General features: G+C 49.8%; 11 protein-coding genes and 1 riboswitch. Of the genes, 4 read left to right on the forward strand and 7 right to left on the reverse strand.

The annotated features are described in order from the left end of the window. Positions 1-140: 140 nt before the first annotated feature. The 7 genes from BLQ17_RS13385 to BLQ17_RS13415 all read right to left on the reverse strand — a co-directional run bounded on the left by BLQ17_RS13385 (position 141) and on the right by BLQ17_RS13415 (position 7,177). The gene (locus tag BLQ17_RS13385) at positions 141-1,511 is read right to left on the reverse strand and encodes a tetratricopeptide repeat protein (protein ID WP_092223669.1); all 1,371 of its coding nucleotides are present in this window, start codon (positions 1,509-1,511) and stop codon (positions 141-143) included. Between the two features lie 4 nt (positions 1,512-1,515). Then, positions 1,516-2,199, reverse strand: coding sequence for an energy transducer TonB (locus BLQ17_RS13390; RefSeq protein WP_092223671.1), 684 nt, complete (start codon positions 2,197-2,199; stop codon positions 1,516-1,518). Positions 2,200-2,229: 30 nt separating this feature from the next. Next, positions 2,230-2,649, reverse strand: coding sequence for an ExbD/TolR family protein (locus BLQ17_RS13395; protein ID WP_092223673.1), 420 nt, complete (start codon positions 2,647-2,649; stop codon positions 2,230-2,232). An 11-nt stretch (positions 2,650-2,660) separates the two neighbouring features. Beyond that, positions 2,661-3,272, reverse strand: a complete 612-nt coding sequence (locus tag BLQ17_RS13400) for a MotA/TolQ/ExbB proton channel family protein (protein ID WP_092223675.1) — start codon at positions 3,270-3,272, stop codon at positions 2,661-2,663. Beyond that, the gene (locus tag BLQ17_RS13405; protein WP_092223677.1) at positions 3,269-4,708 is read right to left on the reverse strand and encodes a MotA/TolQ/ExbB proton channel family protein; all 1,440 of its coding nucleotides are present in this window, start codon (positions 4,706-4,708) and stop codon (positions 3,269-3,271) included. The genes BLQ17_RS13400 and BLQ17_RS13405 overlap by 4 nt, the downstream gene beginning before the upstream one ends. Then, complete coding sequence (locus BLQ17_RS13410) at positions 4,705-5,478, reverse strand: DUF3450 domain-containing protein (RefSeq protein WP_092223679.1); 774 nt, start codon at positions 5,476-5,478, stop codon at positions 4,705-4,707. The genes BLQ17_RS13405 and BLQ17_RS13410 overlap by 4 nt, the downstream gene beginning before the upstream one ends. 162 nt (positions 5,479-5,640) lie before the next feature. Then, positions 5,641-5,839: riboswitch (cobalamin riboswitch) on the reverse strand. Positions 5,840-6,676: 837 nt separating this feature from the next. Further along, positions 6,677-7,177, reverse strand: coding sequence for a hypothetical protein (locus BLQ17_RS13415; RefSeq protein WP_092223681.1), 501 nt, complete (start codon positions 7,175-7,177; stop codon positions 6,677-6,679). A 608-nt stretch (positions 7,178-7,785) separates the two neighbouring features. Here BLQ17_RS13415 and BLQ17_RS13420 point away from each other — a divergent pair. From BLQ17_RS13420 to yedF, 4 genes are all read left to right on the forward strand, one after another. Further along, positions 7,786-9,063, forward strand: a complete 1,278-nt coding sequence (locus BLQ17_RS13420; protein WP_092223683.1) for a double-cubane-cluster-containing anaerobic reductase — start codon at positions 7,786-7,788, stop codon at positions 9,061-9,063. 15 nt (positions 9,064-9,078) lie between these two features. Further along, complete coding sequence (locus BLQ17_RS13425) at positions 9,079-9,279, forward strand: hypothetical protein (protein WP_092223685.1); 201 nt, start codon at positions 9,079-9,081, stop codon at positions 9,277-9,279. Positions 9,280-9,533: 254 nt separating this feature from the next. Next, complete coding sequence (gene selD / locus BLQ17_RS13430; RefSeq protein ID WP_092223687.1) at positions 9,534-10,583, forward strand: selenide, water dikinase SelD; 1,050 nt, start codon at positions 9,534-9,536, stop codon at positions 10,581-10,583. 48 nt (positions 10,584-10,631) lie between these two features. Further along, positions 10,632-11,228: a sulfurtransferase-like selenium metabolism protein YedF gene (gene yedF / locus BLQ17_RS13435; RefSeq protein ID WP_092223689.1), complete on the forward strand. Its 597-nt coding sequence runs from the start codon at positions 10,632-10,634 to the stop codon at positions 11,226-11,228. Positions 11,229-11,467: the final 239 nt, after the last annotated feature.

Below are 11,467 nucleotides of genomic sequence, written 5' to 3' on the forward strand. Positions count from 1 at the left end.
ATGTTCTTGCGTATTGCACTCTTTTGTTAAGAGTTCTCTTCTGACCTATGTGCACAGATTTTTTCAAAACAGCTTGGCTGAAATCTTGTTCTGTTCTTGACGCACCACAGTCAAACGAATTTTTTCAGCGATACGGCGGGCTACAAGTTCTTGTCCGTACTGTTGGTCCAGGCCATGGCGGCCTTTTCCAGTTGCGCAAGAGCTTTGGCAGCAGCGCGTTTCTCCGTTTTAAATTGAGCGGCTCTTACCAGCAATTTTCTGCCTTCGGCAAAATCCTCCAGCTGCAAAGCTGCATAACCTGCCATAAGCAATGCCTTACCGCTTTTACCCTTGTCACATCCTGCGGCCCTGGTGAACCTGATGCGGGCTTCCCGGTATTGGTGTAATCGGTAAAAAAGCTCTCCCTGAAGCATCAAGAGGTCGAAATTTTTTTCTGTGATTTTGTTTTTACCCAGGAGCTGTAAAGATTTGTCCGGCTGTCCCAACTGATCGTAAGCAAGGGCAAGCCGGTAGAGAATTTCTGGATTGCCGGAGTCCTGCAGATGGCTGGTGTATAAAGGTGCGGCTTTTGCCGGAATGCCGACCTGCAGGAAAAGATCGGCGAGAAGCTGTTGTTCATCCGTATCAAGCGGAGATAAGAAGCTGTAAACAATAAGTGCGGCGAGAGCGTTTTCGTAGCTATTCAATTCGAGTTCGATATGGGCCGCCGCTTTCCACCATTTTGCAACCAACGGACTTTCCTGGGTCAATTCTCCGATATATTCAAGAGCCGCTTTGCTGTCCTGAAACTGCATGTAGTGGTGCAGCAGAATTTCCTGCCACTGCAGCCGCTTTTCGCCATTGTAGAGATCTATGAGTTCACGGATGACCAAGACGGCCTCTTCTGGCCGGTCGGCGGCAAGAAGGGAGTGAACATAATATTCTTTCCACTCTGGCCTGAAGTTTTCGGCATGATTTTGCTGCAGCTGCCCAAACTCATCATTGGCAAGCTGATACTGTTCCCCCATGAGAAAGGAGGCTGCACTGTAATAGAGCGTTTCCGGATCTTTCACCTTCGAGTTTTCATACCCCTGTTTAAAACAGTCTCCCGCCTTAAGAAAGTCCTGCTCTTCGTAGTACGCCTTTGCCAGATTGAGCCATCCGTAAACGTGGGAGGGAGCACCGGCAAGGGTTGTGCGATACGCCTGAATTGCTTCCGGGTAAAGCCCCTGTAGGAGATAACAGTTCCCGAGCACGAAATAGAGCTCGGGGTGACGGTAGACCGAGCGGGACATCGCACCACCATCGGGCGGAGTTGACCTGGACTGGAGGTCGGTAATCATTGTCGCGGCGCCCTGGTAATTCTGCTCCTCCATGAGAGGCGCAATCCGCGTCAAAACCACCCGTACCCTGGCTGGCAGCGCATCGGTCCGGGCAGTACCATCCATTGGCAGCGAGAGTATGCCAAGAGAAAATAGAGTCCAGCACAGTAGATGGAACAACAAAGGTAACTTGTGTGATGACCGGGTCATATTCCTACTCCAGTTCAAACTTGACAGTGGTTTCCACCTGGGCTTTGACCGGTGTCCCTTCGACAGTACCCGGCTGAAATCGCCAGCTGCCAACACAGCGCCTGACGCTCTTTTCAAAAACACCTTCCGGCTGTGCTTCAACAATTGAAACCTCGGTGACATTTCCCTCTTCATCAACAAGCAGCTTCACTTTGACCCACCCCTCAATTCCTCGCTGGCGTGCCCGCAAGGGATAAAAAGGTGGCGTCCTTGCCAGAATAGTCATCGGAACATCAAGTTCTCCTGCTGAAAAAACATCTCCCACCACCGGAGTAAAAACCAACGCGGTATTTGGCGGAGGCAGCCTCAGCGAAGAAGGCTTCTCGGGTAACTTGGAGTTGGTGACAAAGGAAAGAGAGAGGTTCGGTATCGGCTTAGGCTGTGACTTCGCCGAAGTTCGAAGTTCGCTTTTCGGCTTTTCCTCCTCTACAGGCTTAACCTTTCTGGTAACGACTCTTCCAGGTAAGCGGACGACTTTGACCTGTGAAACAACAGCGGCGGGCAGCTGATCGTTTGCGTCACTGGTAATAAGAGCTGGCATGAGCGCAAAAAGACAACCGTTCAGTATAACTGCAACCACCACCGCCAGGGAAAGAGCTGTTCGCTGACGGTGGATAAACTGCTTGTTGATGTCAATTGTTGTGCTCATCTTTTGGGTTCTTTACTGGAATTTTCCACATCATGATTCTTGCGGCAGGTTTGCCGCCAGCGAGACGTTATCTGCTCCGGCCATACGGCAGCTGTCCATCACTCTGATGGCAATGCCTGTACTGCTTGCCCTGTCGGCAACGACCACCACCTGACTCTCAGGGGCTTCAGCGAGAGCTCTGGCCACATTGGCCCGTACCGCCCGCAGGTCTATTTCTCTTCGTTCCATGAAAACCCTGTTCTCATGATCGATTGCGATGAGGATGGCGGTCTGATTTTTCGCAGAGGCAGAAGACGCGGTAGGCCGGTTGACATCGATACCGGTTTCCTTGACGTAACTGGTGTTGACCAGGAAAAAGATCAGCAGAATGAAAACCATATCGATCAGAGGCGCGATGTCGAGCATCGGCGTGCTGCGAGCTGCTTTCCTTGCTGCAGTGATATTCAGCATAATTTGTCCTTTTAAAGCTGACGTCTTAGGTAAAAACCTGCGGCGGCGATCCGCTTCATCAAATTTTGTGCCCTGTGATCAAGAAATGCCTTCATATACAGACCCGGAATGGCGATAACCAGTCCCGTCTCGGTGCTGATAAGAGCTTCCGAAATCCCGTTCGACATGGCTCGGGCATTGCCGGTTCCGTATGTTGACATAACGTCAAAAGTAGTCATCATCCCGGTCACGGTTCCCAGCAGACCGAGAAGCGGTGCCACTCCGGCAAGCGCGCCGATAAACGGTAGAAACCGCGTCAGGGATCGGTTCAAGGTCAGAACGAGCTCGTCGAGAATGTACCGGTCAAGGGTCGGGTTGCCGCTGCGTTCCTGCAGAAAACGGGCAACAAGAAGCGCAATTCCGCCTTTGTATATAGTGGGATCGGGCATGTGATTTTTGACGACATACTCCCAGGCAGTTACCATCTTCATGGTTTTCCTCCCCAGCCTGCGTAGAAATAATGCCCGTTCAACGATCAGTACCCACATGATAAAGTTGATCACCAAGAGAGGCGGCATGATCGGTCCACCGGTTTGAAAATAGTCGAGAATCCGATGATGGAGCAGTACGAGATCCGCAATCATGCCGAGTTCCTTTGTTTATGGATAAGGTTAACCAGAGCTACCCCTTTTTCTTCCATCTCGGCTATCATCCGATCCACGGTTCTGTTGAGTACGTTATGGAGCAGCATCAAGGGAATCGCGACGCCAAGTCCCAACATGGTAGTGACCAGTGCCTGGGATATACCGCCTGACATGAGACGGGGATCTCCCGTTCCGTTTAAGGTGATCACATGAAATACATTGATCATCCCGGTGACTGTACCCAGAAGACCCAGCAGGGGAGCGATCGCGACCAGCATGCCAAGTGTTGAAAGGAACCTTTCCAATACCGGGATTTCCCTGAGAATCGCTTCCTGCAGCACATTTTCCATGTCCTCTCGTGGCAGGTGGTGTGACTTGATTCCCGCCATCAGTACCCGTGCAATCGGTTTTTTGCTGAATTCCAGGCAGGCTTGTTCGCACCCCTTCCAGTCGTCTGCCTGGATCCGGTTTTTGATTTTTTTGAACAGAGGTATTTTTTTATGATGTTTATGCAGCAGGGTGATTGCCCTTTCAAAGACGATGATCAGGCCGATAACCAGGATTGCAAGAATAGGCCAGACAATGGGACCGCCCCCGGCGATCCGCTCGACAAAACTCTGCCGATAAGAGAGCTGGCGCAGAGCCGTCCCTCCGGAAATGTCGACAGGTACGCTGTCCCGGGCGCTATCCATGTACCCGGTTATATCGTTTCGGATATTTTTTGGCGGGAGATGGTTAAGGGCATAAAGTTGGTTACCCGAAGATGAGTAGTTTAGGAATCCGGTTTCTCCGCCGGTTCTGTACATTGCGGAAAAAGGTCCGACAAAAAGGAGCTCGGCTGATACTTCAAGACCTGTCCGGTCGACAATCGAACCAGGCTGAAGGAACACCTCTCCCGTCGACTGGATCTGGGCCCAAAGCGCTCCGTGCAGAGCATTCACCTCATTCATACCCGGAAACTTTACGTTCTTAGCTATTTCATCCAGGAAAAGGTATTCCTCTTCACCAAGACCAGTCTGTCCGTTTTGTTCGATCAGGCTGGCAAGATCTTTGGCGCTGCTTGCGACAACACCTGCCAGTTCCCGAACCATTGTGTCGACCTGTTCAAACCGCTCGCTCAGATCATGTTCCTGTCTTGCCAACTCCTCGGAAGTTGTTTCCAGTCGTTTCACTTCCATGGAGAGATTGTCATTTAGTGCTATTATCCTGGCTATTTCCATCTTTAAGGAATTCTTGTCGCGAGTGATGCGTCTGCGACTCTCGGCCTCGATATGTTCAGCCTCCTCCTGTTCCTGCCGGGCTTTACGGTTCAGTTGTTCTCTTGCTTGCCTGACCTCAACCTGTAAGGCTCGCATATCCTGAGCCGCCACAGGCAATGCCATGAAAAACAGGAACGAGGAAAGAAACAAAAGTGTGGTATGTTTAATTATCTTCATTGCTTCACCATCCGGCCTATCGGAAGATCCAAAAGTTCAACAGGCATTTGCTTCAGGCCTATTGCCACGGCCTTTTTCATCTGCGGGAGATAGCCAAGAGACAAAGGCTGCCAGGAATCGGCGGCGACGTTGTAATGACCGCAACGCTTTTTATCCAGTGTGAGATAGAAGAGGGCGAGCCTGCCTAATCGGAATATATCTACCAGTATGGGGTGACCATTGACGTCAATGGTTTGTTGGTATACATCACAGGTAAAGCCGTATTCAGTTTCCACCAGAAAGGCCTCCATGACTTTACGATATCTCTCGCTTATCGGTACGGAAGGATCGGTAAGGATAGGACGGAGAGCTGCGATGCGTTTTTTCCGTTCCAATGGCAAAAATGGCAAACTCTTGACGACAACCGCCTCAAGCCGCTCATATAGTTGGTTGGTAACAGGCGATATTTCATCCGTTATGCGACCAATATCATCAAGTTGTTTTGTTTTCAGGGCAATGCGTTCCCTGGCACCATCGACCTGTCGTTCCAGATCGGTTTTACGACCGGTCAGTTCTTTATTGGCCGACAGAAGTTGATCAAGGCGAGAGGTGAGTTCTTCTTTTTCAGCCCGCCATTGCTCTTCTTGTTTTTGTGTTGTTTGACGAAGGGCAATAGCCTCTTTAACAGGTTGCACAACCTCCTGTTCTACACCTGTTGCTAAAACAGGGAGGCAGTATGCAAGTTGCAGGCTGCAGATAAAAATAAGAGACAGATAGATCCGGCTTTCCAAATCGAACCTCCTCGATTTGTTTCATTACGAGTTCAGATTTCAACTGAGGAAGCCGGTAATTTAATGACGGGTAAAAAAAAAATCCCGGATCGATAATATCGATCCGGGATATCCCTTTTTATCCACAGACATTATAAATGGGTACGCCGCCGTCCTCGCAGTCGCTTCACCAACGCCTAGGCAGGTCTTCTGACTCCCGGCTCATTCTACTGACTGCGTCTTCCCAACCCGAAAAATCTCAAGGTCAGTGACATTGATGCAGCTTTCGTCCCCGGTCACAGCGGCGGGCCCGTCTCAGATTTTCACTGAGTTCCCTCTTAGCTCATTTTCATCAATAAGCACCTAAGCGGGTCAAAGTAAAACGCATTGTTCCGGACAAGTCAATAAATATTTTGTAATTTCAGTGCACTACAGTGTAGCACTGGGCCGTGCAATTCAAGTAAGGTATGGAAAATACTTGCTTGACTGCACTGTTGCTACCAACGAGTCTGCTTGTTTTTTACCACAATCTTTACAGCAAAAATCGAGAAAATTAATATTTGAACAGAAGGCAGAATCATATTTTTCTCGATCTTGTTACTGCTGATTTTAGAATGGCACTTTGTTTAAGTTTTTTGGGCTTAATCCAATCATTTCAGTAAACTATTCAATATATCAAATTATGTTTCTGAACGATGAGGAAGTTGCGGCCAAATAAAAATAAGTAGTGTGGAAAATCCATATAAAACAATCTGTTAACAGACTATCTAGTAATCTTTGTCGTTGAAATAAACGTAAAAATGAAAAAAATGATCCAGATAAAATTAGATAAGAACGGTTGCCATGATGTCTTAATTCGTTGCCAAGGCTAATGTGTATTTTCAAATCCGGAAATATTTCTCTTTTTGTGAGAATCGAATTTCCATATGTCTCCCATCCTTTTTTGAGTAAACGCTGTACTGGTATCTGCTGTTTTGTAAAAATTGCTATGAGATTAACTGGGGGCGCACATTCGGAAGAAAGGAGATCTTTGCTAAAGCTTTTGTGGTATTAGCTAGACAGGTAGTCAGTCGGCGTGAATATTTTATGCTGATAGATTTGATTACACCTGAACTGTTCTGTTTTGTCGATCGAACAGCTTAAAACCGGCAGGTTGAAAACAGCAATGGACTCTGGAGAGTAGTTTTCAGAATCCATTGTAAGGTCCCAAAAAACAGATTTAATCTTCAGGAGGCCTGATGCTAAAACAATTTGCAGAACCATCGGCCCCTGTAACAGTGGTCGTAGTATCGACCCTGTCGGCCGCTCCAAGGGCACTGCCAACAGTTATGTCCAGTGAGAATGTACCATCTGCCTGGGTGGTTGTTGTTCCTGTGTTTGTGTCTACCGTTGTAGATGTGGCTGTAATGCTGGATGTGATCGAGACATTGACCGTGAGCCCGGCAGTTGGTGGGCTCACGTAACCGAAAACATTGAAGGCATCATTTCCCGGATCAACAGATTCAAGATAGGTCACGGTACACGGGTCATGAAGCGTGACGCCGCTAGTCGCAGCGTGAGCGGGCACGACAATCTGTTCAATTACCGGCTTTGACCAGTTCGTTGGCAAAACATGATAGGCTGCAAATGCAGCCACCCCTCCCACTAAGGATTTTACAACTGTTCTGCGTGAGCGGGCAGCAGATTCATCTTTTTGTACTTCTCGTCTTTTATTTTCCATTCTTCCTCCTTCTGGTTACCGCATATTTCTCATTCACGAGATATCCAACACCTGGGCATAACTATCCATGACAGTGAAAGTCAAATTTATATTTTGAACCGCCACAGTAAAACATCATTAATAGAGTATTTATACGAGCTGAATATGGATATGACAAGTAACATTATTGTTCTGTGTTTACAAATAGTTATATCTTTGTTATGTAAAATATCCCAACATGACAGAGCGGCTGTAAAATGTGTCAGGATGTGCTGGTTGCGACCGGCGATAAAAAGATATGATCCGTCTTTAATGACAAGCCGCTTCCGGCAACACATTCAGTATTTTTCAAAATGGAAAATTATTCTTGTCAGCCCGGTCTTGGAAAACAAAAATATGTTTTATTTTTCGCTGGCTTCGCCAAAACCTCTGTTGTCCAGATCATACTGCTGCTATACCGGATTGTGACCTCGTTGGCTCCCTGGGTGTCGATTGAAATACCCGATGAAATCATGTGATTGTATCGGATATTCCAGTTTGACATATCGGGGGGTTGTATGTAATTGGGTGTGACTTTCGGTGGTGCTGCCGAAATGAATAATCGCTATGAAAATTGAAAGGAGCTGACAATGAGTGAAGATTATCGATCCATGTGGGACGAGCTTGGGCTTGATCCGGCGGCGCACGACGCCCTGCTGGGGGTTCTGGGCAAGGCTTATCAGGAAATTTACCTGGCGCAGAAAAACCGTCCGCAGGGGATGGAATATTTTGACTTTGTGATGAGCGAGGTACACGGGTTGCGAATCAGGGAATTGCTCGATGAGAAAAAAGCCGGTCGCAAAATCATCGGATCCTATTGTGTTTTTGTACCCGAAGAGATTGTTCTGGCGGCGGGCGCCACCCTGGTAGGTCTTTGTTCCGGTGCGGATTTCGCTACCGAAGAGGTTGAAAAACTGCTCCCCCGCAATACCTGCGCCCTGATCAAATCCGCGTTTGGCTTTAAGATCGGCAAGGTCTGTCCCTATCTGGAAAGCGCCGATATGGTCGTGGGCGAAAACACCTGTGACGGTAAAAAGAAGGCTTATGAATCGTTGGGTCAGCTCGTTGAAAATCTCTATGTCATGGATCTGCCGCAGGTCAAGTCGGAAGTCGGCAGATCACTGCTCAGATCCGAATACATCCGTTTTCAGGCTGCGGTTGAAAAACTTACCGGTGTCAAGATTACCGCAAAATCACTGAAGGATGCGATCGATACAGTCAATGCCAAACGTTCCGCTATCCACAGGCTTTCTTCTCTGCGAAGAGCGAACCCAGCCCCGATTTCCGGGCTTGATGCCCTGTTGGCCAACCAGGTCTTCTTTTACGACAATCCGGCCAGGTTCACCGAGTCGGTAAACAGGATCTGCGATGAACTGGAAAAGCGGATTGCTGACAAAGGAGGGGTGTTTCCGGACAAGACCCCGCGCATTCTCGTCTCCGGATGTCCCCAGGCGGTGCCCAACTGGAAGCTTCCCATGATTGTGGAAACCTCCGGTGCGGTCATTGTGGGTGAGGAATCCTGCGTGGGAGAAAGAGGCGCCCGCAACCCGACCGATGATTCCGGCGAAACGGTCGAAGAGCTGCTCGACGCCATTGTCGAACGCTATTTCCAGGTGGATTGCGCCATCTTTACGCCTAACCGGGACCGAGTGGATCATATCCTGGAAATGGTCGATGCCTACAGGGCCGACGGTGTTATTCATTATGGTCTGCAGTTCTGCCAACCGTACCTGATGGAATCAATTCCGGTTGAAAAAGAGCTGGAGGCGAAAAATATCCCCTGTCTGCGTATAGAGACCGATTACAGTATGGAGGATGTCGGACAGCTGAAGACACGTGTTGAAGCGTTTATCGAGCAGCTGAGCTAACCTGGGACACAACAGGTGGTAATACGTTTTGCCGGAATAGACATAGGATCTCGCACGATCGAGCTGGTGATGGTCGATGAGATGGGGCAGGTAACAGCACGTTGTCAGGCGCTCACCGGATTCGACCCGATGAAAAATGCCAAAAAGTTGGTGGATGAGATCTGTGTTGACCGGAAAGAGATCGCCCGAGGTCTGCACATGAGCGCTTTCCGGTGAGCCGTTGGGATGATCAATCGAGTTTCTTGAGAAGAAACGATCGTTTTTGCCGGCGGCGTTGAAGCGGTTGCTGTCGGAGATATTGACCCGGCGGCCATTCTGGGCTAAAAAGTTACCGGGAATGGGTGACAGTTACGTGTAATACATCAGTATGATGCTGAAAACTATGTTTCGTTTACCCGCCGGATTCATAAAGCATCCTGGCATGACCCGGTTGGAGAAATCGACAACAATGCGATCAATGGAACACTGTAATGGAAAATATCAAAAACATTAAGCTCACCAAGACGGTTGCCGGTTCCGGTTGAGCCTCCAAGCTGGCTCCGGGGGACCTGGAGAAGGCACTGTGCGGCATATCGTTTCCATCCGATGAAAATGTTATCATCGGTCTTGACCGGGCCGATGATGCCGGTGTGTATCGAATATCAGAGAATCTGGCGCTGATTCAGACGGTCGATTTTTTTACACCGATCGTGGACGATCCGTACCGGTTTGGCCAGATTGCCGCCGCCAACGCCTTGAGTGATGTCTACGCCATGGGCGGTACGCCGAAAACGGCCATGAACCTCGTTGCCTTTCCGGCCAGCACGATGGATCTCAGTATCCTGCGGAAGATCATCGAAGGCGGCGCCGACAAGCTCCAGGAGGCTGAAGTGGTTCTTATCGGCGGCCACACCATTGAGGACAAGGAGATCAAATACGGATTGTCCGTTACCGGTGTGGTGCATCCGGACCGGGTACTGGCCAAAAAGAATCTGCGGCCTGGAGACCGGCTGATTCTGACCAAGCCAATCGGTACAGGTGTCATCAACACCGCGGTCAAGGCCGATATGGTATCTGCGCACCTGGCGGAAGAAGTGTCCCTGCTGATGGCCGCGCTTAACCGTGATGGTGCCAGGATCATGGCGGATTTTGATGTCAGCGCCTGTACCGATGTGACCGGTTTCGGCCTGCTCGGCCATCTTGCAGAGATGGTAAGCGGATCCGGCTGCAGTGCCAGGATCAATTCCGCCCGGGTGCCGGTGATCCCCGGAGCCGAGGAATTTGCCGCCATGGGGCTCATTCCTGCAGGTGCTTATAACAACTGGGAATTTCGTAAACAGATGGTCATTTTTGACCAGGCAGTTCCGCGCATGGTGAAGGACCTGTTGTTCGATCCGCAGACATCAGGCGGTCTCCTGATCAGTGTCTGCGACTCGCATTGCCAGGATCTGGCTGCGGCCTTAAAGGGCGGCGGGGTTGCCAGTGCAGATGTTATCGGCGAAATTGTGGACAACCGGCAAGAGATAATTTCGGTTGTCTGATCTTTGTACATTTATGATGGATAGTGTTTTCAACCAGGGGATACTGATATGAAAGAGATCGATGGTCGGGGGCTCGCCTGTCCCGCACCCGTGCTGCAAACCAGGGAGGCTTTGCAGGATGGGAGTCCCAATGAAGTGAGGGTGGTGGTGGATAATCCCTCAGCCCAGCAAAATGTTCTGCGATTTCTCGAATCCCAGGGGTTTCAGGTGGTGCTTGAGCGGGTCGGAAACGACTACGGTGTCATCGGCAGGCGTGGTGCAGGAAGTTCCGTGACGCCCGTGTCCGTTGCCGAGCCTTTAGCGACCGACGGAAAAATCATGGTTATGTGCACAACGGACCGGATCGGTTCCGGCGACGACGTGCTCGGTTCAAAGCTGATGGTAAGTTTCATGCATACCCTGAAGGAGATGGGGGCCGCATTGTGGCGGATCGTGCTGGTGAACAACGGGGTGAAGCTCACCGTCGATGGCTCGGAGGTGCTCGAAGAGCTGAAGCGCTACGAAGCTGCGGGCTGTAAAATCCTTGTTTGCGGCACCTGCCTCAATCATTTCGATATACTGGACCAAAAGCGGGTCGGTGAGACCACGAACATGCTCGACATCGTCTGCACGATGCAATTGGCGGACAAGGTAATCACCCTGTAAACCTCTTCGCGACAGGCAACAGGCACCTGTTGCCCGGGTTGTATTCATGACAGTCATGATCTGGCAAACACCACGTCAGCACTGGTGTTGGTCAGATCTGGTCTTAGCTGCGGTATAAATATCCAACCGGTACTAACCGATCCATTCACAGCTGCTGCCAGGCAGGTTTTTGTTAAGCAGTCACCTGTCGCGAATTTCCCGCATTACAGAGATGCTCTCCTGCTCAACAGTAACTCCAA

Origin of the sequence: Desulforhopalus singaporensis (assembly GCF_900104445.1) — a bacterium.
Classification (GTDB): Bacteria; Desulfobacterota; Desulfobulbia; order Desulfobulbales; family Desulfocapsaceae; genus Desulforhopalus_A; species Desulforhopalus_A singaporensis.

What these genes read in the sequence shown, in the direction of transcription:
- BLQ17_RS13385 (WP_092223669.1), bottom strand. Translation starts at nt 1,511, where the DNA reads ATGACCCGGTCATCACACAAGTTACCTTTGTTGTTCCATCTACTGTGC.
- BLQ17_RS13390 (WP_092223671.1), bottom strand. Translation starts at nt 2,199, where the DNA reads ATGAGCACAACAATTGACATCAACAAGCAGTTTATCCACCGTCAGCGA.
- BLQ17_RS13395 (WP_092223673.1), bottom strand. Translation starts at nt 2,649, where the DNA reads ATGCTGAATATCACTGCAGCAAGGAAAGCAGCTCGCAGCACGCCGATG.
- BLQ17_RS13400 (WP_092223675.1), bottom strand. Translation starts at nt 3,272, where the DNA reads ATGATTGCGGATCTCGTACTGCTCCATCATCGGATTCTCGACTATTTT.
- BLQ17_RS13405 (WP_092223677.1), bottom strand. Translation starts at nt 4,708, where the DNA reads ATGAAGATAATTAAACATACCACACTTTTGTTTCTTTCCTCGTTCCTG.
- BLQ17_RS13415 (WP_092223681.1), bottom strand. Translation starts at nt 7,177, where the DNA reads ATGGAAAATAAAAGACGAGAAGTACAAAAAGATGAATCTGCTGCCCGC.
- BLQ17_RS13420 (WP_092223683.1), top strand. Translation starts at nt 7,786, where the DNA reads ATGAGTGAAGATTATCGATCCATGTGGGACGAGCTTGGGCTTGATCCG.
- yedF (WP_092223689.1), top strand. Translation starts at nt 10,632, where the DNA reads ATGAAAGAGATCGATGGTCGGGGGCTCGCCTGTCCCGCACCCGTGCTG.